The following is a 24080-nucleotide window of genomic DNA, read 5'->3' on the forward strand; positions in this document are numbered from 1 at the left end:
AGACCGAGAAGGATCATGTCGACAACGACCAGACTGACCGCACTGTTCGCGGCCGCCACGGTCGCGCTACTGCCGTCCCTGCTGCCGGCGACCGCGCCCGCGCGTCCCGATTCGCCGCAGTATGCGCCCACCATGCTGATCCTGGATGCGTCCGGATCCATGCAGCGCCCCGATGCCGATGGCACCATGATGGATTCGGCCAAACGCGCCGTACGCGGCTTCGTCGGTTCCGCTCCCACCGAATCGAAGGTGGGGCTGGCGGTCTACGGCGCCGGTACCGGTAATGCCGAGGCGGACAAGGCCGCGGGCTGTAGTGACGTCCAGGTGCTCCAGCGCCCCGAGACCCTGGACCGCGGCGCGTTGACCGGTGCGGTGGACGGCATCCAGGCCCGCGGCTGGACTCCGATGGGAGTCTCGCTGCGCAAGGCCGCCGCGGCGCTGCCGATCTCGGGCCCACGGTCGATCGTGCTGGTCTCCGACGGCGACGACACCTGCGCGCCACCCGAACCCTGCGATGTGGCAAGGGAATTGAAGCAGCAGGGCCTTGGCCTGATCGTGCACTCGATCGGTTTCGCCGTCGATGAGAAGGCGCGCGCCCAGCTCAGCTGTATGGCACAGGCGACCGGTGGCACGTACGCCGACGCCGCGGATGGCAAAGCGCTGGAACGGATCCTGCCTCGCATGACCGGTGCCGCCCTGCGCAATTACGCGGCCTCGGGCACGCCGATCACCGGTACCGGCGACTATCGGACGGCCCCGGACGCGACCCAGGGCCACTACCTGGACACCGTCGGCCAGCACGAGAAGCGCTACTACGGAGTGGATGTGCCCGCGGACGGCACCGCCTACTTCAGTGGTGTCGTGTCGTTTCCGCGACTGCCGGACATCAGCGTCGCCGATGACTTCAACACCATGAACATCCGGGTATTCGATCGAGATGGCAAGGACTGCAACGTATTCGAATACGATCAGGCATCGCATTCCAGCGACGGCGTCACCCTGGCGGTGAGCCTGACCTTCCGGGGTGCGGTCGAGGGCGCGCCCGGCGGCACCTGTCACGGGGCGGGCCGCTACTACTTCCAACTCGACTGGGACAAGGTCTCCAACGGTCTGCCGCAGCGGTTGCCGCTGGAGTTGATGATCGGCGTCGAACCCGGCGTCACCGATCGCGGCCCCGCCGCGAGCGAGGTGACCACGACGTTCGCCGACCCGGGCGGCGCGGAGTTGCCGGTCACCGGCGGTGGTTCGCTGGCATCGGCGGCCACCTTGGGCGGCGCGGGCCGCTACACCGATACGCTGCGACCGGGCGAGTACGTCTTCTACCGGGTCAAGGCGGACTGGGGTCAGGGGCTGTCGTACCGGGTGAACTTCGCCGCCAACGGCGGCACCGGCACCAAGGCCACCTCCAATATCGAGACCGTGCTGTATTCGCCGGTCGCCGCGGAAGTCGCCTCGGACACCCACGTGTACACGGGAACCGATGTGTCCCTGCCCATTTCGGACAAGCCGATCGCCACGGTTCCGATCCGCTACGCCAACCGTGATTCCAGCACCGCCGCGGTGACCCGCCAAGCCGTCGCGGGCTGGTACTACATCTCGGTGAAGCTGGGTTCGCCGGTCGAGGCGGGTGACGAGCGCCCGGTCCCGATCCGCTTGGATCTGTCCCTGGCGGGCGCTCCAGAACCGGGGCCGAAATACGCAAGCGGTGCAACAGGATCGGTGACCGGCGGCGGTTCCAAGGGCATGGTCGTCACCCAGGCCGCGGCCCCCGGCGAGGTCTCCTCGACCGACGATGATCGGCGCGGGTCGGTCCTGATCGCCGTGAGCGCCGGTGCGGTCGTCGTGATCGCGGCGATCGCCGCGTTCGTGCTGGTCCGCCGTCGCCGCGGATAGCGGTCACGCCGCCCCGAGCGCGTCCGGGCGGGCACGGCATCGCCCGGACGCGTGACAGCCCCGGCTGTACGCCCATGTGGGCGTCAGCATTTCGCCGTGGATAGGCTTCACCTCGTGCAACGCCTCGACATCGAAACCGCAGTGGGCAGTGACACCGGCAACCGCTACTCCGCGAACTTCGATGTCACCCACCTCGTCGAGCGACCGCTGCTCGCGGTGGTGGCCGACGGCATGGGCGACGGTCCGGGTAGCGCGGCCGCGGGACGGATCGCCGTCGATACCTTCGTCGACCACGTCACGCGCGCGGCAGAACCCGGGCCGAACACATTTCGTGAGGCGGTGGCAGCAGCACACGCACGGGTGAGCCGCGTCGGCCATGAACTCCGGACACTGGCCGGATGTACTCTCACCGCCATGATCGCCACGCCCCAGGGTTGCTGGCTCGTTCAGATCGGCGACTCCCGGGTGTATCGGTGGCGTGCCGGGCTGCTCGAACTGCTGACCACCGACCACACGATGGCATGGCTGGGGGCGGTGCACGGCTGGTATCCGTTCGACTCGGCACAGGCCGCGGCGGCCCGGTATCAACTGACGCGCTATATCGGCCACGGGTCCGCGCCCGAGCCCGACGTGCTCAGCGTGACAATGAAACCCGGTGACCGATACCTGCTGTGCACCGACGGGGTATCCGAACAGGTCGCCTACCACGACCTCGAGCGTCTTCTCGGTCAGAACACGCCGCCGCGCGCCGCTGTCAGCGCGCTGTTGGCCGCCTGCGCGGCGGCAGGCGGAAACGACAACGCCTCCGCCATCGTGATCCGGGCAAACTGAATTATCTTCAGGGACAACGGAATGCGCGGCGGTAGGCGCCCGGCGTCGTGCCCATCTGGGCGCGGAAGCGCCGCCGCAGGTTCACCGCTGAGCTGAGTCCCACGCGCGTCGCGATCACCTCCACGGGGAGTTCGGTCTCCTCCAGCAGCGTGCGCGCCGCCGCCACCCTCCGGGACAGCAGCCACCCGCCGGGGCTCGTGCCCAGGTGATCGGAGAAGCGCCGGGCCAAGGTGCGCGGTGAGACGTTGAGATACGAGGCCATCTCATCGACGGACAACGGGTCGTGCAACCGCGCCTGCGCCCACTCGAGCAGATCGTCGAGATCGGTTGCGGGCAGGGGATTTTGAGTCTGATCGCCCTCCCGATGCGGCGGCATGACCATATGCCGCGCGATCAGCGCCGCATACGCCGCGCCGTGGTCGCGGCGCACCAGGTGCAGGCACAAATCGATGCCTGCACCCGCCCCCGCGCTGGTGGCGACGTCACCGTGATCGACGTACAGCGCGCCGGATTCCACACGCACGTCGGGGAATTCGCGAGCGAGCTGTTCGGCGCGCGCCCAGTGCGTCGTCGCGGAGCGCCCGTCCAGCAAGCCGGTGCGCGCCAGCGCGAACACGCCCGAGCAGATCGTCACCAGCCGTGCCCCGCCCGCGTGCGCCCGCAGCAGCGCCTCGCGGACAGCGTCCGACAGCGGCGCGTCCACCGGTGACCATCCGGGAATGAGGACCGTGTCCGCGGTCGAGAGCGCCGCCAATCCGTGTGCCACCGCGATCGAGTACCCCGCTGTTGTCGGCACCGCACCGGGCGTCTCGGCGCAGACCTCGAATTCGTAGTGCTGCGGTATCCCGGCCCGCACCGTACCGAATACCTCGACCGCGCAGCCGAGCTCGAACGTCGACTGCACCGGCCGCACCAGGGCAACCACGCGATGCATGGCAAGAAAGTACCCCATGGTGTCCGGTCGGACTCTCGCCCGGTCCGTCCCCACCGGGCAGCGTGGAGCGCATGCACTCCGAAATCCTCGACCAAGCCGGATACACGTTTGCCACCGTCACCGAATCCCCTGTGCGAGAACTGTTCCCAGGCATCCGGCTGCGTTCCCTATGGCACGGCACCTCCGGCGCGCACGCCCACGTCCTGGAAATGGACCCCGGCGCCTCCTGGCCCCACCGTGACGTCCACGAGCCCGGTCCGGAGGAGGTCTACGTGGTCACCGGCACCTTCAACGACGGCGCGGGCGACTACCCGGCCGGCACCTTCCTGCACGCCCCAGCCGGTACCTGGCACGTCCCCTCAACCCCCAACGGCTGCACCCTGTTCCTCTTCTACCCCGAGGGCTAGGCGGCAACGGCAGACGCGGGACTCGCGGAGAGTCGGACCCCGCACACGGCACGTCGCTGACACCGTACTAGCGGTGCAGGGTGGTCTCGTGGGTCATGCGCGACAGCTTCTCCGGGTTGCGGACGGAGTACAGACCGGTAATGAGTCCGTTGTCGACGTGGACGGCGATCACAGTGTCGATTTCGCCGTCGAGGCGCAGGATCAGGGCGGGGAAGCCGTTGATGGCGGCGGGCTCGGCCGACATTTCGCGGCCGAGGCGGGGGAGGGACGCTGCGAGTAGGGTGGCGACCGCGTCGGCACCCGTAATCGGTTGCAGCGCAGCCTTTTTGATGCCGCCGCCGTCCCCGAGGAAGACGACGTCCGGGGCAAGTCTGTCGAGAAGCCCTTGGATGTCGCCGGTTTCGATGGCGCGGTGGAAAGCGTCGACGGCGTCGCGTGCGTCTGTCGGGGATACGCTGCCGCGAGGGCGGCGGGCGGCGACGTGTTCCCGTGCGCGGTGGGCGATTTGGCGGACCGCGGCCGGGGTTTTGTCTACGGCTTCGGCGATTTCGTCGTAGTCGAGGTCGAAGACCTCACGTAGGACGAAGACAGCCCGTTCGGTCGGGGTGAGGGTTTCCAAGACCAGCAGCATGGCCATCGAGACACTGTCGGCGAGCTCCACGTCCTCGGCCACGTCCGGTGCGGTGAGCAGCGGTTCGGGCAGCCAGGGGCCGACGTAGGACTCCCTGCGGCGGCCGAGGCTGCGCAGGCGCATGAGGGACTGGCGGGTGGTGATGCGGACCAGGTAGGCGCGCCGGTCCTGCACGGTGGACAGATCCACGCCGATCCATTTCATCCAGGTCTCCTGCAGCACATCCTCGGCGTCCGCGGCCGAGGCGAGCATCTCGTAGGCGATGGTGAACAGCAGATTCCGATGGGCCACAAACGTTTCTGTGGCGGGGTTGCCAGGCTGGCTCACGTCAGCACTTCCCTTCCGTTCGATCTTGTCTCGCGGACATGAGATGCCGGAGCGGGCCGCTTTGTGACTGTACGGCGCAGTGGGATGGGTCACAGCTCAGCCCTGTCACAGGGTTCGGGCTGTCGGCATCTCATGGTCGTCAAGCACAACAACACGATTCGAAGGACGATGTCATGGAACCCCGTTTCAACCTGTTCACCAACGACCTCGGCGCCAAGTTCGCGAAGCGTTTCGGCAATACCAGCATGGTGATCGTCCAATCCGAGTTGCCCAAGGCCACACAGGATCTGGTGATGCTGCGCGTCAGCCAGATCAACGGCTGCGCCTACTGCACCGACGTGCACAGCAAGGATCTCGCACACGCCGGTGAACCCGCGGTGCGCGTCAATCTGCTCGCCACCTGGCGCGAGGCGACGGTTTACACCGACGCCGAGCGGGCCGCACTCGCCCTGGCCGAGGAAGGCACCCGCATCGCCGACGCCCACCCCGGCGTCTCCGACGAGACCTGGGCCCAGGTCCGCAAGCACTACGACGACGACCAAACCGCGGCCCTGATCGCCCTGGTCGCCCAGATCAATGCCGCCAACCGGCTCGGTGTGATCGTTCGCCAGCAGGGCGGCTCCTACGAGCCCGCTGCCTGAGTCATCTCACGAGTTTCCCGGCACTGCCTCCCTGGGGTAGGGGTGACCCTTCAATTCAGGATCTCGCCACGTACCACGGTCGAAAGCCGATCCCGCCACATCTGCAGCTGTTCGGGTGTGAGGCGCGTCCAGTCGGTGATCTCACCGATGATGCGCAGCGGGGCGGTGCTGCGGTAGGACCGGGTCGGGTTGCCGGGAAACTTCTTGTCGGTCACGTTCGGGTCGTTCTCGAACTCCCCGGTCGGCTCCACCGCGTAGACCCGCGGAATCGCCTCACCCTCGGTCAGTTCCGCGGCGATCTCCGCGGCGAGGCCCGCCCCATCGACCAGAGCGGTGAAATAGATGTGGTTCATGACGATCTCACGGCGGTAGTTCGATGGGCGGCCCGCGGTAAGTAAATCGCCCACGCGCAAATCCGCGATCGTGCCATGGAAGAACGGTCCATCATCGAGCTTTCCGGACACCGGAATCCTTTCCTCTGCCTGGTCGGACGAGCGATTCTGCCGCATCACCGGGGCCTTGCCGCAAGCCCCGGCCTGTGGCTTATTCTGAAGGTAGAGGCCGTGGGGCGCGGAGAGGGAACCGCATACCGCAACTCTGCGTGACTTCTACCGGGAAACCGGTGAAACCCTCACCGACCCGAGCGTGATTTAACTGCGGGACCGCTGGTGGTCAATCTGCTTCGTCCGCAACATGCTTTGGTCTCAGAGTGTGGAACAGCGGTCCGAATAGTGGTCTGCCGGGGACGTATTCCAGTGATGACGAACTCCGCTGACGCACTCGAGATGGTGCCCGGGGCCGGGTGGTGGGAGGGCGCGGTGAAGCGTTCGACGGCGCGCCCGTACTCGACATCAAGCCGTACATGACCGAGTTCGGGCCCAGGGGAGAACTGCGCCAACCCGAGTGGTCCACCGAGTTGATGGGTGAATACTTCTGAGTCGGATGAAACATTCACTCGCAGAAGATCATTGACCTCGCGGTTTGTTTGCGGATTGCCGTGTGCGGCCGATGTCGTTGGCGCACACTGCCATCGGAGGGGGGATACATCTGATTGCTAGGCAGTGCGATGACATCCAATGAAGACATTCCCGCGGCTCCGGACGATGACGTGATCGCCATCCCCGAGGACGAACAGGTCACTCGCGCAAAGGTCGCGAGACTCCGTGCCGTGTACGACAAATGCGTCAAGAAGGGTAAGGACCGGGCCGCCAAGATGGACGCTGTCGCCAGGGGCGCGGGTGCGCGCACCGACGCGCAGATCGCAGCGCTCGCCGACCGCCGCGCGCTGTTCGAGAAGTTCTACGCTTCGGCGATACGGGACTTTCCCAAATCGGCGACCGGGCGAGCCATGCGCACCACGTGGACGGCCGCGACCGATGACGACTCCGAATACCTGGCCACACCGATCCCTGATCAGGGCGCGATCCTGCTGTGGAATGCCGAGCGCGAAGCGGGGGAGAAGCTCAGTAATTCGGACATCCTGTTCCATCAGTACCGGCTGGCCGCCTCCGATGAAGCCACCGACAAAGATGTCACCGACTATGTACTGCCGGTGCTGAATTACATGTGGACCGAGAACGCGGGCGCGGGTGAGGCGACCGATCTCTATCAGTACATGGCTCTGCTCAATCCCGCGCGCGACGGCACGGTCGCGGTCGGCCCGCGCCTGTGGGGGAGCGACGACTATTACGCGCTGCTCGGCGCCACCAACGGTGCCGCTCCCACCTATCTGGTGCTGGATCACTGCGTCGATCTGGGCATCACCGGGATTTCGCAGATCGAGGTCGGTGCGCTCACCGATATGACCTACCGGTTCACCCGCGACTGAATGGCACGTCCCAGAAAGCGATTTCGTGGCGCATACCGGTCAGGAACAGCTCCTCCGCGTTATCGCCGCCCGCTTCGTCGAGCATCTGTGCGCAGCGGGCGGTGAGCGCCGCGAAACCGGGGTCGGCATAGGTGTCTATCCAGCGCCGATATCGCGGGTCGGCGGGTGGATGCTGCGCGAGAATGCCGCCGAGCGTCGAATAACCCCACATGCACGGGTAGAGCGCGGCCAGGCCGTCGGCGTAGTTGGCGGCCGAATCCAGCAGGAACGCAGTGTATTTCGCGCACGGCTCACCCTTGACGGCACCGTCGAGATCGGCGCCGAACTCCGCGGCCAGACCGCGGTGCAGGGTGAGTTCGTCATGGAAAGTGGCGTGTGCGAGATCGACCAGATCCCCCAGATGCGCGGCGGGCGCCTGCCAGGCCAGGCGAGAGAAAACTCGGACGTAGTCGAGCAGGAACAGATAGTCCTGTTCCAGCCAGGAGCGGAAAACCGGCTCTGCGAGGTCACCTTTGGCGATTCCCGCCACTGTCGGGTGCATGAGCTGCTCCTCGACCAGCGGACGGCCCAGCCGCTCCAAACGTGCTGCAAGACTCATACGAGACGACCCTCTCACTCTCCCGGCCCGGCGGTGCCGTCGCCCCAGTCGACCACATCAGCCGCCGCGGCTCCATATCGAGGAGGACGAGCACGATCGAGCGGTCGCGGATCGCCGCTCACTTACCCCAGGGTGAACGTCGTGCGGCCGGCGATGTGCTCGAGGTCCTGATTCTGCGGGTAGACCTCGGAGTATGTGTCGAGCCACGCCTCCACCTTCCCGGCGCCGGGCCCCATGCCCATGCCGGTGATCACGTTGTCCGGCAGCCCCACCACCGCCGTGCCTTCGACGCGCTGCGACTGTCCGCTGGCGAGCCCGGTTCCGATGTTCCGCCAATGCACGGTGACGTAGTAGGCCCCGCAGGACTCCCCGGTCTGCGTGATCTTCACCCGGACACCGAACACGCCGGACTGCGGCTGTGGCACGGTCTCGGCATTGAGAATCGCGGCGCAGTTGGTGCCCGGAACCCGCGTCAGCGTCGGTGTGAATTGGGCAACCGGATCGCCGGGATTGGCTCCGGCGGCTCCGGCGAAGCCGCTCCACGCGGTGACCATCGCCGCGGCGATGATGCCGGTGCGGAATGTGAACTGTTGCAGGGAAACGTTTTTCAGTCTCATGCCCGTTATTTCGTTCCGGGCGTGGACGGCGTTATGGCTTCCCGAGCCCTCAGTTTCGGGGGCTGTGCAATCCGCCGCGAGACGGGGACTACCCGCTGCTGCGCAACCGGTCGATCAGACGCCCACCGAACGTGGCCGACAGTGGTGCGAGAAGCCAGGCGTACCACACGTACGGGCTGAGCCAGCAGAGCGCGGCGGTGGCGAGGAAGACCGCGGCGACCGCGAACGAGGCGTCGGCACTGGAACGGATATCGGCCGTGGCGACGCCGTCGGCGAGTACGGATCGTCGTGCGGCCAGCTCGCGCACCAGACCTTCACTGCCGAACAGTAGCGCCGAGGTCACCGCGAACAGGCATACCGCGAGACTGTTGTCCGTCGCATGCCCGAACACCGCTGTCGAATAGGGCAGGATCGCGACGAACAGCAGGAGCGGCGCATGCCATGCGAGGGTGAGCCGATCCAGCAGTGTCACTTCGTATATCAGCGTGTGATGGCGGCGCCACACCGACCACAGCAGGAAGAACGCGAGCACGAACGCCATGAAGGAGGCCCGCTCGTGCCAGAGGAATGACGCCAGCGCGCCGGCGTCGACCAGGTCCTGCTCCTGCGGGCGCCTGATCTCGACGACCAGCAGCGTGATCGCGATTGCGATCACGGCGTCGGCGAATGCGCCGATGCGGTGCGGTGACCAGCTTGCGCTGTGGTCATTCATGTTGTGGTGCAACGACATCGGAGTCCCCCGGGGTTATGCGCGGGCTGGGTGAGCGGCGGTCGTGAGCTGTTCGGCAGTGTCGAGTCGTTGCGATCGCAGTGCGAGGGCGATCATGACCGCCGGAAAGAGTATGTCGCACAACAGAACTCCGCCCGTGTTGCCGGGAGCGTGGTCGCCGTGCGCGAACCACTGGTAGACGTGGCCGATCGCCGCGCCCCACAGGAACATTCCGGCGCCCAGGCCGATGGTGATGCGCTCGCGGGCACCGGCAGAGACAGCCCGGAAGCCCATGACCGCCAATCCGAGGTTGGCGAAGGCGATCTCGAACTGGAACGGGGTCCGGTCGAAGCCGATCGCGGTGGCCATCACGTCCGGGGCGGTCAGGAATGCGATCGTCATCCACAGGCTGCCGGCCCCGAGCGCGGCAGCGGCCCACCATCGCTGCCAGGTTTCGAGGGTGGCTGCCCGCGAAGGGCTGTGCCGGGTTCGGATCAGTGCGCCGGAAACCGCGATCACTATCCACACCAAGGGGAAAGCCGACTGGGCAAGGTACGACATCGCGTTCATGCTTTGAGTCTTGCATGGTTAATATTAACCACGCAAGACTTAGCTTCATCGACGAAGGCGGCGGCGCGCTATCGACGCGGCTCCAGCAGCTTTGCCAGCGCGGCCGTGTCGCTCAGGTATCGCTCGTACGGGAACCCCGCTTCGAGCAGCGCGTCCCGCAACTCGTTCTGCAGCGGCCTGTCGCTGCCATGGAATGCCTCGCGCCCCGCGTCGGTGGTGCTCACCAACCGCCGCCGCGCATGCTCGGGGTCGGTTTCGACCGTGACGAATCCGGCCGCCTCCAACGGCCGCAAGGCCCGGCTGACCGCCGGATCCGACACCGCCAGCGCCTGCGCCAACTGATGCTGGGTCACCGGCTCGATTTCCTCCAGCATCCCCAGCAGGCGTATCTGGCTATACGTCAAACCCTCGGCCTCACCCCCGCGCCGCCGCGCGGCCTCACCGAGCAGGTACACCACACGGTGCAGCAAATCTCCGAGTCCATCGTCCACGAATCGAACGTATCAGAGTCTTGCCTGGTTAATATTCATCCCGGGCTGCGGTCGGCGCTTTCCGGAATCCTTCGCGCCCACAGAGTCTCTCGCCGAATATGCCTCCGCGACAAGGGCTTACCGAATGGATCGCGGCAGAACCCCGGTGTATTTCGAGACTGATCCCGCGTGTTGACCGACGCCTAGGCGTTGAGTTCGGGAGCCGGACGCAAGGCCAGCACCTGTCCGGTAGCGGTGTGCTCACGCGTGATCGCCACGACGGCGGCATCGAAAGTGACATCGAGACGCTCGCCCTCCTCATGGGTGATGCCCGCGTAATCGCCGTCGGTCGCCATGTTGAGTGGGGGATAGGCCAAGGCCAGCACCAGCTTTCGGCTCGGCAGATCAATGAGCCCTACCGGAGCTGTTCCAACGCGTGGCTCGTGTTCGAGGGCATCGGCGGCGATCGGGCGCACCCCCGGTTCGACAGGTAGCGCTATCCACAGTGTTCGATCCGAGCCCCGACGGACCTCGTACCGGCCGTCACCGTGGGCCTCCTCGACATAGGCTCGCAGTCCATCCAGCGCCAGTGAGGTGCTGCCTTCACAGGCCAGCGCCGTGCCGTGAACGTCCCAGCCGCCGTACCGGGCCTGCGAGTCACAGAGCAGCAGGAATAGCCCGTCGTGCAAGGGATTTCGAATCGAGCCGAGGTAGTCCACGGTTGAGCAGCCTACGACGGCCGCGCTGGATCTGTGACCGCAGTGCCGGGTACCGTGATCACATCACTGTCCTGCGATGGGAGCCGTAACCCGTCCTCACGACACGATGTGCAATGTCCGGGCCGACAATCGCGCTCGACTCTCGAGGCACTCAGCGCATGGATCCCCTGTAGTCCACGTTCGAATCTGCCGGACGCAGAGGGGAATTCGCGCGCAGCACTCGCCCGGCCGGTCGCATCAAACACAACCCGGCCCTTCTCCCTGATCAACTCCAGCGGACGCCAGTCCACAACAGCACATCACCGCCGGCCGACTGCAGTTCGGAGAAGAGGGAGGAGGGTCTGACTGCCGTAAAGCCCCGCTTATCGGTCGAGCCGGTCACGAGATCGTCTGTCGCGCAGGACATCCTGAAATGCCGATTTCGGTGCGATATGCGCGGCCCCTCAGCCCGAAGCGGAATCGTGGTTGTATTCCGATACCGACCCGAGCAGGGCCGCGGTGGCATTGCGATAGAGCGACGACTTCACGTGGCCGAGGGCGGGCCCGCTGGTCGAGGCCAGGCGCTGGGCGCACTCCACAGCGGATTTCAGAAGATCGTGCTCGTCAGCGAGCGAGTCGACCAAGCCCGTCGTCACCGCTTCGGTCCCGCCGTAGCGGTGCCCCGTGACCAGAGCACGACGGGCCACCGGTAGCGGCAACTGCGACTGTGCCAGCTCCACCATCCCGGGAGCGTAGTTGACGCCGAGCGTCACGCCGGGAAAACACACGTAGCCTCGATCGCGGCGCATTATCCGGTGATCATGTGCGACAGCGAGAAAGGCCCCGGCACCATAGGCATGACCGTTGATCGCGGCGACAGTCGGTATCGGCAGTGTGAGAATTCTGGCGAACAACCGCAGAAGGTCGGCAACATTCTCGTTGATCCGCTCCGGGTTTCGCGCCGCCCACTCCACATCGAAGCCAGTGGAGTAGAACTTCCCGTCACCGATCGTGACGAGCCCGCTGGGGCCGGAGGTCGCAGCGACCTCATCCAGCAGAGCGTCCATTTCGCCAACCCAATCCGGATGAAACCGGTTCTCCGTATCGCGTTCTCCCCGGTTGCCCAACTGGAGGATGAAAACCTGTCCCTCACGCTGCAAGTACGGCATCGCGTCAACATATCCCACCAGCGGGGCGGGCTTTCACGCCATGGCAAGGGGGCACCCCATCGGCAGCGAGGCTGTCGAGCGCCGCGCTACCGCACTTTGGCGCTGACCGAAGCGGCCGACACGGGTTGCCGGAACATATAGGGGCACAGCGCCTTCCGGCCACGGAGATTGCGCGCTCATGCCGATGACCAGGTTCTGGAACGTGCGATTCCTTTTGGCGGGGCAGTGCATCGATCCACGTCGACTCGGCGGTCAGTACCGACTGCGAGGCAGCAAGGGCGTGTAAAGCTTGTGCGCGCCACAGCCGCCGAAATCGAAACCCGCGTCCACTATCTGCTGCCGACTCTCACGAAAGGACTGCCCGTTGGCAACATCCACCACCGAGTACGCCAGTGTCCGCTACCTTGTCGATGATGTGCAGGCAGCGGTCGACTTCTCGGCTTCGACCTGCACACCGATGCCGTCCCCGCCTTCGCTGATGTGGTCCGCGGCCCACTACGCCTATTGCTTTCGGGCCCAGCCAGTTCCGGCGCTCGCGCCACTCCCTCCGAGACCACCGGGCCGGGGGCCAACCGCATCCACCTCATTGTGGGGGACGTCGATGCCGAGATCGAACGCCTGCGCGCGACCAACATTGAATTTCGCAGCGACCTCGTCAGCGGCCCGGGCGGCCGCCAAATACTGCTCGCCGACCCCGCCGGTAACCTGATTGAACTGTTCCAACCCGCCACTGCGGTCAGCAGCACACCGAGGTGATCGATCCGGCAGGTGCCTAACCTCTCGTGTAATCGCGGCGTGGCGGCAAAACCGTATCGCTGATCCGGCGAACTCCCAAGCGCGCCTCCGGTGAATATCCGCTAATGCCGGATGACATGTTGAGCGGTTCGGCCATGCATCTCGTCTGAAGGTCAACAACCCGAGAACAGCTACATTGAAGAGGTGTTCGAACGGTTCAAAAGGCGCACAGCGCAGGCGATGTCAGCCACAGCGGACGTTGTCGATACCCAGCAGCCACCGACCACTCGTCGGCTGCTGCCGCCGACCATCGCGCAGGGTAACGGCGTCTTGCTGGTGGCCGCACCCGATCTCAGTGAGCCCACACTCCAGCGTACGGTGATCTACCTGGTGCAACACAATGAGCACGGCAGTATCGGTGTCGTACTCAATCGGCCGGGCATGGCCTCGGTGCACGACTCACTGCCCGAGTGGGCGGATCTCGCGACGACACCTCACGTGCTCGGCATCGGTGGTCCCGCGCAACCGGACTCGACCTTGTGCCTGGCAGCGCTACGGGGCAACGTGCAACTCGACGGCGTGCCCGGAGTGCGCCGCCTCGACCGACGTATCGCCCAGGTCGATCTCGAGGCCGATCCGGAAAGCATCCGCCCGCTCATCCACGGTGTGCGGATCTTCACCGGTTACTGCGGCTGGTCGACCGGCGAATTGCAACGCGCAGTGGACGACGGCGCCTGGCACGTCGCGCCCGCGTTGTTCTCGGATCTGCTCTATCCCATGCACATGGACCTGTGGTCGCACGCGTTCAGCCGCACATATCAGGCTTCTCCATCGGTGGGCGAAGCCGGCGCGCCAACTCCGTTGAACGCCGACGAGCGGCAGTCGGTACTGGAGGACCTCGACGATCTGAGCGAGTTCGCGATATTGTTGTCGCCGTACGGAATCCGCGGCGTCAATCTCGACGAACAGTATTACGACTGGGACCAGCTGCGGGTGCGACTTCTGTATCTATTCCGCGACGGCCAGGTTGGTCGGCATGTGCCGCCGGATCCGCTTGCTCGCAATTCCTATGTCAGCTGGGATTACTGCCGGGGATATCGCGATAACGGCTTGGCGGAACTCGGTGACGACACGGTATTCAACGATCTCACCGCGAGCACCGCGGAGGTCGACGAACTGCTCCGTTCGCGCGATCTGTCACCCGAATCTGCGGATCCGCTGAATGAACACGAACGACTGATCGTTCGAGAAGACCTTGCCGACGTAGAACTGGCGCAGGCGATTCTCGAACCACGCGGCATCGTCGGTCAGGTTATCCGATGCGACGAGTGTCAACGCGATCATCACTACCCGTGGGTAATCTTGCGCGCGAATCTGCGCCAACTGCTGGAACACGGCACGGCGACACCGCATGAGAACCCAGCCCCTCTCGACCTGGAGGCGTATGCCACCCGGGACTACTGCCGCGGCTTCATCGACTCGATTACCCGAATGCTGGACTCCGAGAAGGCATCGCATACCACTACGGACTGACCCGATCCGAGAAGCCGCGAACCTCTGTGTTTGTTGTCGTCAGCCGCGACCCTGGCGATGACCGCCTGAGTCCGCACCGTTTACAAGACTGTTCAGACCGGCAAGGCCGTGGTCAGCCGAACGCACCATATTGCCGCGACCCGCGTTGGTCGGCCGTCCAAACCGGTTGGACAACAACAGCTTCCCAACGCAACCCCGTGCCGCGACCCGCCTGGACTCAGCAGACCAGCGAGGTGTGCCCGTGCTTTGTCGAAGATCGCTCCGAGGATGGGCGGTACCGCGAGCACAGCGATATCGTCACCTGTATGTGGGGGTGCGTGATCTGCGACAAACACAACGGGACCGGGCCATTGGTGAGCCCGATTGTGCACGTGGATGAGCTGGTGGTGGTGACTCACCGTCCACCGCAGGAAGACTGGGTCCGGCCGGGATATCTGTTCGTGGAGCCTCGACGCCACGTTGCGACACTTGATCAACTCGACGACACCGAGACCGTTGCCTTCGCTCGCACTGTCCGCTCGTCGATCAGCGCACTGCGGCAGGTCCTGGCACCCGCCCATGTGTTCACCTTCGTCGCGGGATTGAGCGTTGCTGGGGTCCACCTCCATCAACACGTCTTCACCCGGCCCATCGGAACGGCACGAGATGTAGCGTGGCACAACGCCGATTCACCGGATGCGCCCCGGATCCGTTCCTCCGAACTCGCGGGCCTGTGCGCCGAATTGGCGGCAGCGATGACCGCCTGAACCCGCACCGATGACCGTGCGGTGTTTCGCAACTCACCGATAGGGGCCCTGCCGGGTTCGAGGATCGGCGCTACGAGCGCGGCATTCCCCCGTGCGGACTGTTGAGAACCACAGGGGCCGAACCTTCCCGCAGGTAGCCGAACTCTGCGGAGTACTCGATGTGCTGATGTCCGCCCTCGGTCATGGACCCCACATCGCGAAGATCCTCCGCCAGCAGCGCACGGCTTTCCCGATCGCCCACCATTAGCAGCACTCGGCGCGGCTTGTCGACCCGGACCAGCAGTCCAGGACCAACATCCGAACGAATCTCCACTGCAACGAGATCCTCGGTCTCGACTCTCCCCTCGCCCCGGGCCACCACGGCAGCAAGCTCTGCGAATTCCGATGCGGAACCAGTGATGTCAACCATTCCGTCGCTGAACTCCTCGACCCTCAAAAACCTCTCCCCAGAACAGCAGCGCGGCCAGTCCCACAGTGCGATCGATCTCCCGATTGCTTTGGCGGCGGTGTCGAAATCCTCGGTCAGCCAATCTCGATCCTTGATCCGTCAATATCCGCCGTTGCCGCACCCTATGAGCGGTGCCGTGGGTCGGGGTTGTGGGCTTCGCGGGCGCGGGCGATCGTGGGACGTTGGCGTTCGGCCCAATCGGTGGGGTCGAGCAGGTGGTCGTACAGCTCGCGCGCCATATCGGTGGCGACGTATTCGACCTTGGGTGGCACGGTGGGAGAGACGGTGCGAACCAGCAGCGCGTCGCGTTAATGGAAACTGCTCTTGCGCAATTGTTTCCGTGCACCATCGTTGAATCATCCGACGGCCTTTTGCGCTCCTGTATGCGCCCCGCATGGGTCCAGTCCGCATACCGCGCTGTTCGAACCGGCCCGGCGCGGTACCGCGGAGGGCCAACTGGCTGTTCCATCCGAGGTGGGCGGAAAGCGTCATGATGCCGAATTGCAGGCTGACCGAACCGACCGACCCACCGCCTCGAAAGATCAATGGCTGAAACTGTTCATCCTTCGGCAGAGCACGGCAATGGCGGAGCATGTGCGGGTCGGTCAAGATTCCAGCAGGGCATCGAGTCGACCGATGATCACGCGTAGCTCGCGGGCCCCGCGCGGTGACAGTGCCGCGATCACGACCTCGAGAAGGTGACGGGCCTCTACTGGACTGCCACAACAGAAGTCGTGCACATCGCCGTACTCGTAGTAGAGCCACAGTTCGCGCGTGGGAAGGCGAACGTGGTTCTTCCACAGACGCACAGCTCTTCCGACGTCCCCCGCCTGCAGGTAATTTCGGGTGCGTTCCAGGCGATCTATCTCGGCTAGTGCAGACGAAGACAGGCCGTCGATGACGTGCTCGGCGCTTTGGGATCGGCGTCGCATCGCAGCGCGAGCGCGGACCTCGCGTGGGCGGTTACGCGGCACGGGCCTTTCGGCTGGAGATCATGTCAAACATGGTGTGATGATAGCGGCTCGGCGAACGCACTGTACTGCCGCAACCCGCGCGTTGGTCGGTTATCCAAACCGGTTGGCCGACAGCAGCTTCCCGACGCGCGCTCTTTGCCGTGTTGCGGACCTGGGGTCAGGGGCAACTCAACGACTTGCCGTACCAGACCTCGGCATAGTCGCTGGTGTTGTACGCCGGGATCTCCACATAGCCGTTGCGGCGGTACAGGGCTCGGGCCTCGACCAAATCCAGTCGGGTATCGAGCACAACCCTTGTCGCACCGAGGGCGGTGGCGGCGGTTTCCGCAGCGGTCAGCAGGTGTCGGCCACCGCCGATTCCACGCCATCGCCGCCGAACGAACACCCGGGTCAATTCGACGACATCGTGGCCGAGTGCGCGCAGACCCACGCATGCGACCGGATCACCGTTGAATCGGCCGAGAATGAACAGGCCGTGGGGTGGGACCAAGTCGTCAGCGGGGTCGGCAGTGAGCTCTCGGTCCAGTTCGGCCACTGTCGATCGGCGTCCCAGATGTAGCAGGCGATAGCGATCGGCGACCTCGACGTAGTAGTCCCGCAGCAGAGCAGCAGCTTCGGGGTGTCGCACCGGGGTCGGAGCCACGACCCAGCCTGAATGTCGGTCCGGCGTCGGAGTCATACGGTCATTGTTGTCAGCTGACGAATTTCCCTGCAGCTCATCGCATCCGCTAGTGCCGCGTGGCGGGCGGTCCGAACCGGCCCCGCGACAGGTCCGAGGATCAACGGGCCGAGGTCATCTAGCTTCCGGCAACGCACACTATGTCGAGGACCGTGATGGACCTGGATCAAGGCTGGGTGCAGGCATGTTCGCGATTGAACGAGCCGGCACTTCCGGTGCCGGTGGGCAGGTTGCGGGTCGCGTCCGCGTATGCCTCTCCCGGGGTCGCGCCCTTACCGAAGCCCACGATCGGGAACCCCGCGACGATCGCGAGCGGACTCGTCACGACTGCACCGCAGCCATTCGCGAATGTCACCATCATGTGGCAGTCGATGATGCCCTGCCCCTTGCACGTTCGGTCGGCGGCTCGAATGGCGTCGGCTTCGGTCGGGTGGTTGACCGAAAACGCGTAGACGTTGCCCCACGCGCTGAGGGAAACGGCGCCCCAGTTGACCGGGTCGGCGGTGGCAGGCGGTGCCGCGAGAACGGAAGCGGCGCTCACCGAGAGGGCGGCGGCCGCAAAGGATTTGTTGAACATGTGGCTGCTTCCTCTGCGCGCCGACCAGGTGCGGCGATCGCATGGAAGATACCGCAGCGAATGGACTCGAGATCGCCCCAAGTCTTGGGGGCAGGGCAAAGATCATTGCGGCGAAAGGTCGAGCGGCCGTATCGAACGGGGATTCGGCGATGCGAATCGATTCGGCGAGACCCGGTGTGAGATGTGCCAGTAGATCAGCCATGATGCACCGCACGCTGAACTCGAAATCGGATCCCCTCACATCCGCCCGCCTGCCGCCGACGAGCCGATCGCAGCGAGAAAGACCGTCGGCGAAATAGGCACCCCGACAACGAAACCGATGAGTCGAAACACCCGATTGAACCCGGTGTTCCTGCTGTCCGGCGCCGCGGCGGCATCGCCCGCTGCCGCGACTCGAGCCACCGATGTCCGTCCCGCCGGTCTGGGATATCCGGCCCGGGCAGTGATCATCGTCGGAAGGGAATCACCTTCCGGTACTGCACGAGTTCACCGTGTGGTTCGGTAGTGCCCGTCGGCAGAGTTGCGAGCCAGACGACGTCGATGGCGGCATCATCGGGACTGAGTGCTTCGGCCATGTTGTCGAACCATGGCCGCGACGCGTCCGTGTCGACCAGGCCGGGGCACGCCGCGTTGACGAGGATGTCGCGGCCGGACGGCAAGGCGCGGGCCATGATTCGGGCCGCCGCGACCTGGCCGACCTTGGAGGGGATATTGATCCAGTCGGGCCAGCCGTCGCTTGTTGCCTTGTCGGCTTCGACTGCCGTGACGTACTCGTCCATCGTGCGCTCGATGTCGGCGAGAGTGATTCCGGGCCGCTCGAAGCGGTCCCACAATGTGGGATCGAGCTGGGTGAGGGTGCCGAAGAAGCTTGCTACCAAGACGAATCGCGCGCCGTCGCGCAACAGCGGTCCGAATGCTTCGATCATGCGGATCGCGCCGCGGTTGTTGGTGTCGACGAACCCACGCACCTGTGCGGCATTGTCACGGTCCGGCGAAATCCGCGCGGCCGCATTGGAAATGACTATGTCGATGCCCCCGTGGCGTTCGCGGATGGCTGCGGCCGCATCCCGCACCGATGTTCCGTCGGTTACGTCGATCACGATCAGCCTCGAACGCAGCCCCTCGGTCGCGAGCTCGGCGACGGCGCCCCGGCCACGCTCGAGGTTACGCGCGCCGAGATAGACCGTTGACCCCTCCGGAAGGTGCTGACACAACCGGCGCACCAGGGCGAGCCCCAAACCTTGATTACCGCCGGTGACCAGAGCGATCCGTGGAACCTCGCGGTCTACGGTGGTTTCGTTGTTCATTCTCGAGTTTCCTTTCAGGCTGCCGATGCGCAGCTACGAGTGTCAGGCGAGGCAACGTCTACAACCTGGACATGGCCGCAGGGCCGCGGCACGGGCGCACGCTCCACGACGGTCACTGCGAATCCGTGCCGGCCCAGCCAGTGCGCGAGCGTCAGTCCGGCGATGCTCGCGCCGGAGATCAAAATGCTGCGCTGAATCATGTTGTGGTGCATGGGGGTTGGTCACGCCCCACTCCAGGGTGTCCATTGCGTCGGAGACGACCGCCGAATGCGATCCGGCACGATCCTGGTGGAAGGGGCATGGGCCAACGTTCGCACCTGGGAGGGCGGCACGGAATGTCCGAATGTGCATGACAGTGTTGCGTGCACGGAATAACCACGCGCACGGGGGTGAGGTTCCCCCGCTTTTTCGGATGGCTTGGTCTGCCCTGGGTTTCTCGGAGCCGGGTTGCTGGACTTTATGCCACGACGGGTGTGTCGAGGAGAGCGGCGTCTGCTGGCATAAAGGGCTGGGACGAGCACACAGCCTACGAAGACGAGCCCGACTGCCCGATACCGCCGCGCGGCAATGACGACTACCTGGCGGCGCTTCCTGACGACACGGTCCTGGTACGGGTCTATTGCCACGGCTGACAATGCACTTTCGTGCCGCGACTCGAGTATTCCGAACGTCGTGCATGTCAATGCCGACCGGTCGGGACTGGCACGCTTACGCTGACCTTCTGTCAGATGCGCGTTTCTCTATGTAGTGGGACGAGGTAGTCATGGCAGGCAAATTCGAACTGTTCGCGGACGCGGCCGATAAGTTCCGGTGGCGGCTCAAGGCCGGCAATGGTGAGGTCATCGCGCAGAGTCAGGCGTATGCGAGCAGGGATGCGGCGAAGAAGGGCATTGCGTCGGTGCAGACCAATGCGGCCGGTGCGGCAGTGGTCGATCTGACTGACGCGAAGTAGGTTCCGGGCGTCGTGGCCCGGAGCATCGATTGTCTGGGCCACGGCGGTCTGCTCCTGCTTCGCTTCTGGCGGATCCCCGCAAGGGGTCCGGCCCCTTTCGAATAACCGTCCGCGGACAATCAGTGAGCCGGGGTGCGATCGCGCCGGATCGAGTACACCGCCAAACTTATTGCACCGCCGCCACATACGATCGTCGCGCCCAGTCCGGCGGCAATTGCCTTCCACGCCTTCGAGACATCCTCGTCGCGTTTGGCCGCCCGGTCGAGTTGCGCTGTGCCGCATGGTTTGCCGCCCTCGACCATGACGACGCCGTTGCATTTGACCTCGGAGCCGGCCAGGGTCTTGATGCCGATGCAGAACCCCACCCGGCCGGACCTGGCCCGGAACCCGCATGCGGATAACCGTGCCCAGGATTCATTGGCGATACGACACTCAGGCCAGGTCGGGCAGGTGGATCGAGGCGAGTTTGGCCGGGTCGACGACGATGTCGATTGCGGTGATCCGGCTCGCGGCGACGGTGAAGGCGATGACCGACAGGGGGGTTCCGTCGGGCCGCCAGGACATGTGCCCGGCGACGCCGTTGACCAGCACGGGCCGGTGGCGGCCGACCTCCCCGGAGAACATGCGGGCACCGGCGGCGACCTTGGTGGCACCGAGCGTGATCACCGCGCCGTCGGGGGTGTCCACGGTCAGTTTCACATTCGGGTCGAGCACACGAAGGAGCGCTTCGAAGTCACCGCCCTGGACAGCGGCGTGGAAGGCGTGAATGACCTGTCGGTGTGCGCGACCGGCACTCGTCTGCCGTTCCCCGGCTTGGACTTTGCGGCGAGCGCGACTTGCGATCATTTTGGTGGCGTCGGTGGATTTGCCCAGGATCTGGCCGATCTCGTGGAACGGGATCGCGAACATGTCATGCAGGACGAATGCCAGGCGCTCGCTTGGAGCGAGCGAATCGAGCACGACGAGCAGCGCGAGGCCGACCGAATCGGCCAGCGCCACTTGCTCATCCGGCGTCGGGTCGTCGTCCGGCGTCACCACGAAGTCCGGAAACTCTTGTCCGTAGGAGGTTTCCGGGTGGGATCGGCGCGAGCGCAGCAGGTCCAGACTGATTCTGCCGACCACCGTGGTCAGCCAGCCCGCGAGGTTGTCGATGGTCGCCGTGTCCTGGCGGACCGTGCGCATCCACGCCTCCTGGACCACGTCCTCACTGTCGACGTGCGAACCCAGCACGCGGTACGCGACGGCGCGCAACCGATCACGCTGGGCTTGGAATGTCTCGGCGACGACGTCGGATGAGCGGGCGGTCACGGCTTGCGCTGCTGACGGAGCGAGATGCGGTTGCCGTCCGGGTCCGATGCCTCGATGCGGACCCCGAACGGATAGTCCTCGGGTTCGGAAGTCTCGAAGCTGACGCCGCGTTCGCGGAGGATCTCGAAATCCTTTCGCAGATCATCGGATTCGAGGATGAGCGGACCGGGCGCGGCGTCCCCGCCCGCGGCGGTCGGCTGTCCCGCGGATGCCTCGTGCGGCCACAGGATGATCTGCACCGGGCTGTCGGGAACACCGACGGTGAGGAAACGCCCGTCGGGCCCGGCGAAGTCGATCCGCTTTTCCAGCCCGAGCCGCTGGGTGTAGAACTCCAGCGCACGGTCCTGATCGGTGACGTAGATCGTCACGTACATGATGTTGGTCAACATCGCGTTCTCCATTCGCTCGTCAATGCGACGACCCTCGAATTCGGTCGTCGCACATATGACGAGCGCCCGCTGGGGAAGGTAACAGGACGAGCCTCGGCGCCTTTTCGGCGATGGGTTCGCTACGTCCGCCCTGGTCCGAGGTCGTTGAGCAGTTGGCCGAGGAGTGCAGGGGCCTCGATGTGGGCGAGGTGGCCCTGGCCGGGTAGTTCGTGAACCTCGGCGTGGGTGATGCGTTGCCGGACATCGTCGAACGAGGTGCCGTACGGAGCCGCGCCGAGGTTGTTCCGGCCGATGATCAAATCCACCCGGTCTGCCTGTCGCGCCAGCGCGTCCGGCATCGAAGTCGTGTTGAGCGCGGTCACCTCGGCGTACAGCGGCTCGCTCAGACGGCGTAAGGTCGCCCACCCGGCCTGATCGGCCTTGAGGGTTTCGACCTGCGCCGCGGGGAATCCAGAGATCTGCCGATTCACGATCTCGACGCAGCGATCCCAATCCTGGTGTGCGGTAGCGTCTTTCAATGCCGGTAGCGCGTGAGCGCCGAACGGCCGCATCACCGGCTCGTAGGCGATTACGTGGCGCATCGGACGGTCGTTGGTGGCCAGCAACGCGATCAAGGCACCGTAGCTCCAGCCGAAAAGGGTTGCCGGACCGCCGAGTTCGTCGATGACCGCGCCGAGATCCACGACTTCGCTGCCCATCGAGTACTCATCGGTCAACGGCCCGGAGGGCATGCGGCCCCGCCGGTTCACGACCGCCACTGATGGCCAGGCGTCGATGGCATGCGCGACGTGGCGCCAGGCGTGCGCATCACTCATCACGCCGGGGACGACCACCAGGCCAGGAGTATCGGGATCTCCGTAAATATCGACCGTCACGCGGCTGTGCTTGCCGACCGGCAGTATCTTTTGAATCGATCGCTCCACAATCGGATTATGGATCAAATGCTCTACAATTGCTAATCATGCCCGAGCGACAGCGTGGACGACCACGTGCTTTCGACCGCGAACACGCGATTCTCGAAGCGGCCCGGCTGTTCTGGCGGCGCGGGTACTCCGGCACCTCGACCCGAGATCTGACGACCACGCTCGGCCTGTCCACCTCCAGCCTCTACGCCGCTTTCGGCAGCAAAGCCGGACTGTTCGAGGAAGCGGTGCGAACCTATGCCGAGCGGTACCGGGAGATCCATCAACAGGCCGTGGCGGAGAAGGACATTCGATCGGTGATCGACCGCCTCCTCGTCGACTCCGCTCACGAGTTCACTCAACCCGGCGATACGCACCCCGGCTGCCTCATCAACAGCGCCGTGATGATCGACAGCCCGAGCACGCTCGACACCACCGCCTACATCGCCGAACTCCGCCACTCCAACGAACAAACCCTCCTCGAACGCATCCAACAAGCGATCCGGGACGGCGACCTGCCCGCCGACACCGACGCGGCGGCATTGACCAAGCTCATCCAAGCCATCTGGGACGGACTATCCGTCCAATCCAACCTCGGCACTGCGCGCGAGGACCTCCTCACGACCGCACGCCTGGCACGCGAGCTGATCTGTCCGCAGGTCACCTCGCCAATGTCCCGGAGCTCAGCCGCAGTCGGTCGCGTACATGAGTGATGTTGCGGCACACCCGCACTGACTGCTGCGGTCAGTGCGGGCGGCCGATACTCGAGCCTCAGGGCAGGGTCTGCAGGACGCCCTCGGACTTGATGGTCCGGTTGCCCGAACCGGGAGTGCTGCATTCCCACAGCACCGTCGCGCTGGGCGGGAATTGCAGGTCCACCGATGCCAGCCACGGCGTGGAGTCCAGCATCGCCGAGCCGGTCGACACCGGCTTGTTGCTCACCCGGGCCGTCTGGGTGACGGGCGGCAGCAGGCTCATGCCCTTGCAGGTCCAGCCCGAGCCGTCGGCGGGGGCATCGACGTGGATGACACCGCCCGGCTTGAGTGTGACCAGTGGCGGTTCCGGGGTCGATCCACTGCCTGAATTCGCCGCGAAACCTGTTTGCGCTCCGCTGATCCCCAATGACACCAGCGTCGCCGCCAGCACCCCCGCGCGGAAAACGTTCCGTACCAAAGCAACTCCCTGACTCGAATACATCGCGCCGAAC

Annotated in this window: 31 protein-coding genes and 2 pseudogenes; 11 read left to right on the forward strand and 22 right to left on the reverse strand. The window is 65.2% G+C overall.

The features are described from left to right. Window positions 1–15 precede the first annotated feature (15 nt). Window positions 16–1893 (forward strand): VWA domain-containing protein, encoded by a 1878-nt coding sequence (locus AB0L82_RS41310; RefSeq protein WP_364650198.1) that lies wholly within the window; start codon window positions 16–18, stop codon window positions 1891–1893. Between the two features lie 114 nt (window positions 1894–2007). Beyond that, window positions 2008–2724 carry a PP2C family serine/threonine-protein phosphatase gene (locus AB0L82_RS41315; RefSeq protein ID WP_364650201.1) on the forward strand — a complete coding sequence of 239 codons (717 nt, stop codon included), beginning with the start codon at window positions 2008–2010 and terminating at the stop codon, window positions 2722–2724. 7 nt (window positions 2725–2731) lie between these two features. Here AB0L82_RS41315 and AB0L82_RS41320 read toward each other — a convergent pair whose 3' ends face one another. Then, the gene (locus tag AB0L82_RS41320; protein ID WP_364650203.1) at window positions 2732–3658 is read right to left on the reverse strand and encodes a helix-turn-helix domain-containing protein; all 927 of its coding nucleotides are present in this window, start codon (window positions 3656–3658) and stop codon (window positions 2732–2734) included. Window positions 3659–3729: 71 nt separating this feature from the next. Here AB0L82_RS41320 and AB0L82_RS41325 point away from each other — a divergent pair, with 71 nt between their 5' ends. Further along, window positions 3730–4065 (forward strand): cupin domain-containing protein, encoded by a 336-nt coding sequence (locus AB0L82_RS41325; protein ID WP_364650206.1) that lies wholly within the window; start codon window positions 3730–3732, stop codon window positions 4063–4065. A 67-nt stretch (window positions 4066–4132) separates the two neighbouring features. On the opposite strand, the gene AB0L82_RS41330 is transcribed toward AB0L82_RS41325, so the two are convergent. Then, a complete protein-coding gene (locus AB0L82_RS41330) occupies window positions 4133–5023 on the reverse strand; it encodes an RNA polymerase sigma-70 factor (protein ID WP_364650209.1) in 891 nt (296 codons plus the stop codon). Window positions 5024–5196: 173 nt separating this feature from the next. Here AB0L82_RS41330 and AB0L82_RS41335 point away from each other — a divergent pair, with 173 nt between their 5' ends. Continuing rightward, complete coding sequence (locus AB0L82_RS41335; protein ID WP_364650213.1) at window positions 5197–5664, forward strand: carboxymuconolactone decarboxylase family protein; 468 nt, start codon at window positions 5197–5199, stop codon at window positions 5662–5664. Window positions 5665–5714: 50 nt separating this feature from the next. Here the strand turns inward: AB0L82_RS41335 and arr are convergent, their stop codons facing one another. Next, window positions 5715–6128: an NAD(+)--rifampin ADP-ribosyltransferase gene (gene arr, locus AB0L82_RS41340; protein ID WP_364650216.1), complete on the reverse strand. Its 414-nt coding sequence runs from the start codon at window positions 6126–6128 to the stop codon at window positions 5715–5717. A gap of 338 nt (window positions 6129–6466) precedes the next feature. Here arr and AB0L82_RS41345 point away from each other — a divergent pair, with 338 nt between their 5' ends. Continuing rightward, window positions 6467–6601 carry a hypothetical protein gene (locus AB0L82_RS41345; protein ID WP_364650219.1) on the forward strand — a complete coding sequence of 45 codons (135 nt, stop codon included), beginning with the start codon at window positions 6467–6469 and terminating at the stop codon, window positions 6599–6601. A 129-nt stretch (window positions 6602–6730) separates the two neighbouring features. Then, complete coding sequence (locus AB0L82_RS41350) at window positions 6731–7492, forward strand: hypothetical protein (RefSeq protein ID WP_364650222.1); 762 nt, start codon at window positions 6731–6733, stop codon at window positions 7490–7492. Here the strand turns inward: AB0L82_RS41350 and AB0L82_RS41355 are convergent. The 7 genes from AB0L82_RS41355 to AB0L82_RS41385 all read right to left on the reverse strand — a co-directional run bounded on the left by AB0L82_RS41355 (window position 7479) and on the right by AB0L82_RS41385 (window position 12323). Next, window positions 7479–8090 (reverse strand): transcriptional regulator, encoded by a 612-nt coding sequence (locus AB0L82_RS41355; RefSeq protein WP_364650225.1) that lies wholly within the window; start codon window positions 8088–8090, stop codon window positions 7479–7481. The two genes, AB0L82_RS41350 and AB0L82_RS41355, sit on opposite strands and share 14 nt — an antisense overlap. Before the next feature lie 122 nt (window positions 8091–8212). Then, window positions 8213–8707 carry a hypothetical protein gene (locus AB0L82_RS41360; protein ID WP_364650228.1) on the reverse strand — a complete coding sequence of 165 codons (495 nt, stop codon included), beginning with the start codon at window positions 8705–8707 and terminating at the stop codon, window positions 8213–8215. Window positions 8708–8795: 88 nt separating this feature from the next. Beyond that, window positions 8796–9419, reverse strand: coding sequence for a TMEM175 family protein (locus AB0L82_RS41365; protein ID WP_364650231.1), 624 nt, complete (start codon window positions 9417–9419; stop codon window positions 8796–8798). 33 nt (window positions 9420–9452) lie between these two features. After that, on the reverse strand, window positions 9453–9986 hold the full coding sequence (locus AB0L82_RS41370) for a DUF6790 family protein (RefSeq protein ID WP_364650234.1): 534 nt from the start codon (window positions 9984–9986) through the stop codon (window positions 9453–9455). A gap of 68 nt (window positions 9987–10054) precedes the next feature. Then, window positions 10055–10477, reverse strand: coding sequence for a MarR family transcriptional regulator (locus tag AB0L82_RS41375; protein ID WP_364650237.1), 423 nt, complete (start codon window positions 10475–10477; stop codon window positions 10055–10057). A gap of 182 nt (window positions 10478–10659) precedes the next feature. Further along, window positions 10660–11175 (reverse strand): hypothetical protein, encoded by a 516-nt coding sequence (locus AB0L82_RS41380; protein ID WP_364650240.1) that lies wholly within the window; start codon window positions 11173–11175, stop codon window positions 10660–10662. Window positions 11176–11618: 443 nt separating this feature from the next. Beyond that, window positions 11619–12323: an enoyl-CoA hydratase-related protein gene (locus tag AB0L82_RS41385; protein ID WP_364650243.1), complete on the reverse strand. Its 705-nt coding sequence runs from the start codon at window positions 12321–12323 to the stop codon at window positions 11619–11621. Window positions 12324–12687: 364 nt separating this feature from the next. Here AB0L82_RS41385 and AB0L82_RS41390 point away from each other — a divergent pair. The 3 genes and pseudogenes from AB0L82_RS41390 (at window position 12688) to AB0L82_RS41400 (ending at window position 15337) form a co-directional block, all read left to right on the forward strand. Beyond that, window positions 12688–13079 (forward strand): annotated as a pseudogene (locus tag AB0L82_RS41390) (VOC family protein). 219 nt (window positions 13080–13298) lie between these two features. Continuing rightward, a complete protein-coding gene (locus AB0L82_RS41395; protein ID WP_364650245.1) occupies window positions 13299–14591 on the forward strand; it encodes a YqgE/AlgH family protein in 1293 nt (430 codons plus the stop codon). Between the two features lie 26 nt (window positions 14592–14617). Further along, window positions 14618–15337 carry a hypothetical protein gene (locus AB0L82_RS41400; RefSeq protein ID WP_364650247.1) on the forward strand — a complete coding sequence of 240 codons (720 nt, stop codon included), beginning with the start codon at window positions 14618–14620 and terminating at the stop codon, window positions 15335–15337. Between the two features lie 70 nt (window positions 15338–15407). Here the strand turns inward: AB0L82_RS41400 and AB0L82_RS41405 are convergent, their stop codons facing one another. From AB0L82_RS41405 to AB0L82_RS41435, 7 genes and pseudogenes are all read right to left on the reverse strand, one after another. Continuing rightward, window positions 15408–15746 carry a hypothetical protein gene (locus AB0L82_RS41405; RefSeq protein ID WP_364650250.1) on the reverse strand — a complete coding sequence of 113 codons (339 nt, stop codon included), beginning with the start codon at window positions 15744–15746 and terminating at the stop codon, window positions 15408–15410. 161 nt (window positions 15747–15907) lie between these two features. Further along, window positions 15908–16084 carry a winged helix-turn-helix transcriptional regulator gene (locus tag AB0L82_RS41410; protein ID WP_364650386.1) on the reverse strand — a complete coding sequence of 59 codons (177 nt, stop codon included), beginning with the start codon at window positions 16082–16084 and terminating at the stop codon, window positions 15908–15910. Between the two features lie 306 nt (window positions 16085–16390). After that, on the reverse strand, window positions 16391–16594 hold the full coding sequence (locus AB0L82_RS41415) for a hypothetical protein (RefSeq protein WP_364650253.1): 204 nt from the start codon (window positions 16592–16594) through the stop codon (window positions 16391–16393). A 322-nt stretch (window positions 16595–16916) separates the two neighbouring features. Further along, window positions 16917–17402 carry a GNAT family N-acetyltransferase gene (locus AB0L82_RS41420; protein WP_364650256.1) on the reverse strand — a complete coding sequence of 162 codons (486 nt, stop codon included), beginning with the start codon at window positions 17400–17402 and terminating at the stop codon, window positions 16917–16919. 202 nt (window positions 17403–17604) lie between these two features. Then, a complete protein-coding gene (locus AB0L82_RS41425; RefSeq protein WP_364650258.1) occupies window positions 17605–18015 on the reverse strand; it encodes a DUF4189 domain-containing protein in 411 nt (136 codons plus the stop codon). Window positions 18016–18461: 446 nt separating this feature from the next. Then, complete coding sequence (locus AB0L82_RS41430) at window positions 18462–19322, reverse strand: SDR family NAD(P)-dependent oxidoreductase (RefSeq protein WP_364650261.1); 861 nt, start codon at window positions 19320–19322, stop codon at window positions 18462–18464. A gap of 53 nt (window positions 19323–19375) precedes the next feature. Beyond that, window positions 19376–19522: pseudogene (locus AB0L82_RS41435) on the reverse strand (NAD(P)-binding protein); the annotation flags it as partial. A 563-nt stretch (window positions 19523–20085) separates the two neighbouring features. Here AB0L82_RS41435 and AB0L82_RS41440 point away from each other — a divergent pair. Then, on the forward strand, window positions 20086–20274 hold the full coding sequence (locus tag AB0L82_RS41440; protein ID WP_364650264.1) for a DUF1508 domain-containing protein: 189 nt from the start codon (window positions 20086–20088) through the stop codon (window positions 20272–20274). Between the two features lie 119 nt (window positions 20275–20393). Here the strand turns inward: AB0L82_RS41440 and AB0L82_RS41445 are convergent, their stop codons facing one another. The 4 genes from AB0L82_RS41445 to AB0L82_RS41460 all read right to left on the reverse strand — a co-directional run bounded on the left by AB0L82_RS41445 (window position 20394) and on the right by AB0L82_RS41460 (window position 22846). Continuing rightward, on the reverse strand, window positions 20394–20639 hold the full coding sequence (locus AB0L82_RS41445; RefSeq protein WP_364650267.1) for a hypothetical protein: 246 nt from the start codon (window positions 20637–20639) through the stop codon (window positions 20394–20396). A gap of 67 nt (window positions 20640–20706) precedes the next feature. Then, on the reverse strand, window positions 20707–21582 hold the full coding sequence (locus AB0L82_RS41450) for a sigma-70 family RNA polymerase sigma factor (protein WP_364650270.1): 876 nt from the start codon (window positions 21580–21582) through the stop codon (window positions 20707–20709). Continuing rightward, window positions 21579–21971, reverse strand: a complete 393-nt coding sequence (locus AB0L82_RS41455) for a VOC family protein (protein ID WP_364650273.1) — start codon at window positions 21969–21971, stop codon at window positions 21579–21581. Before AB0L82_RS41455 ends, AB0L82_RS41450 begins: the two co-directional genes overlap by 4 nt. Window positions 21972–22090: 119 nt before the next feature. Then, window positions 22091–22846, reverse strand: coding sequence for an alpha/beta hydrolase (locus AB0L82_RS41460; RefSeq protein ID WP_364650276.1), 756 nt, complete (start codon window positions 22844–22846; stop codon window positions 22091–22093). Window positions 22847–22932: 86 nt separating this feature from the next. Here AB0L82_RS41460 and AB0L82_RS41465 point away from each other — a divergent pair, with 86 nt between their 5' ends. Beyond that, window positions 22933–23586 (forward strand): TetR/AcrR family transcriptional regulator, encoded by a 654-nt coding sequence (locus tag AB0L82_RS41465; protein ID WP_364650279.1) that lies wholly within the window; start codon window positions 22933–22935, stop codon window positions 23584–23586. A gap of 58 nt (window positions 23587–23644) precedes the next feature. Here the strand turns inward: AB0L82_RS41465 and AB0L82_RS41470 are convergent, their stop codons facing one another. Continuing rightward, a complete protein-coding gene (locus tag AB0L82_RS41470) occupies window positions 23645–24046 on the reverse strand; it encodes a hypothetical protein (protein WP_364650282.1) in 402 nt (133 codons plus the stop codon). Window positions 24047–24080: the final 34 nt, after the last annotated feature.

Source organism: Nocardia sp. NPDC052001 (genome assembly GCF_040680615.1).
GTDB lineage: Bacteria > Actinomycetota > Actinomycetes > Mycobacteriales > Mycobacteriaceae > Nocardia.

Coding starts and splice junctions, on each gene's coding strand:
- AB0L82_RS41310 (WP_364650198.1), top strand. CDS start 16: ATGTCGACAACGACCAGACTGACCGCACTGTTCGCGGCCGCCACGGTC.
- AB0L82_RS41320 (WP_364650203.1), bottom strand. CDS start 3,658: ATGCATCGCGTGGTTGCCCTGGTGCGGCCGGTGCAGTCGACGTTCGAG.
- AB0L82_RS41325 (WP_364650206.1), top strand. CDS start 3,730: ATGCACTCCGAAATCCTCGACCAAGCCGGATACACGTTTGCCACCGTC.
- AB0L82_RS41335 (WP_364650213.1), top strand. CDS start 5,197: ATGGAACCCCGTTTCAACCTGTTCACCAACGACCTCGGCGCCAAGTTC.
- AB0L82_RS41350 (WP_364650222.1), top strand. CDS start 6,731: ATGACATCCAATGAAGACATTCCCGCGGCTCCGGACGATGACGTGATC.
- AB0L82_RS41355 (WP_364650225.1), bottom strand. CDS start 8,090: ATGAGTCTTGCAGCACGTTTGGAGCGGCTGGGCCGTCCGCTGGTCGAG.
- AB0L82_RS41360 (WP_364650228.1), bottom strand. CDS start 8,707: ATGAGACTGAAAAACGTTTCCCTGCAACAGTTCACATTCCGCACCGGC.
- AB0L82_RS41365 (WP_364650231.1), bottom strand. CDS start 9,419: ATGAATGACCACAGCGCAAGCTGGTCACCGCACCGCATCGGCGCATTC.
- AB0L82_RS41370 (WP_364650234.1), bottom strand. CDS start 9,986: ATGAACGCGATGTCGTACCTTGCCCAGTCGGCTTTCCCCTTGGTGTGG.
- AB0L82_RS41385 (WP_364650243.1), bottom strand. CDS start 12,323: ATGCCGTACTTGCAGCGTGAGGGACAGGTTTTCATCCTCCAGTTGGGC.
- AB0L82_RS41395 (WP_364650245.1), top strand. CDS start 13,299: ATGTCAGCCACAGCGGACGTTGTCGATACCCAGCAGCCACCGACCACT.
- AB0L82_RS41405 (WP_364650250.1), bottom strand. CDS start 15,746: ATGGTTGACATCACTGGTTCCGCATCGGAATTCGCAGAGCTTGCTGCC.
- AB0L82_RS41425 (WP_364650258.1), bottom strand. CDS start 18,015: ATGTTCAACAAATCCTTTGCGGCCGCCGCCCTCTCGGTGAGCGCCGCT.
- AB0L82_RS41430 (WP_364650261.1), bottom strand. CDS start 19,322: ATGAACAACGAAACCACCGTAGACCGCGAGGTTCCACGGATCGCTCTG.
- AB0L82_RS41440 (WP_364650264.1), top strand. CDS start 20,086: ATGGCAGGCAAATTCGAACTGTTCGCGGACGCGGCCGATAAGTTCCGG.
- AB0L82_RS41455 (WP_364650273.1), bottom strand. CDS start 21,971: ATGTTGACCAACATCATGTACGTGACGATCTACGTCACCGATCAGGAC.
- AB0L82_RS41465 (WP_364650279.1), top strand. CDS start 22,933: ATGCCCGAGCGACAGCGTGGACGACCACGTGCTTTCGACCGCGAACAC.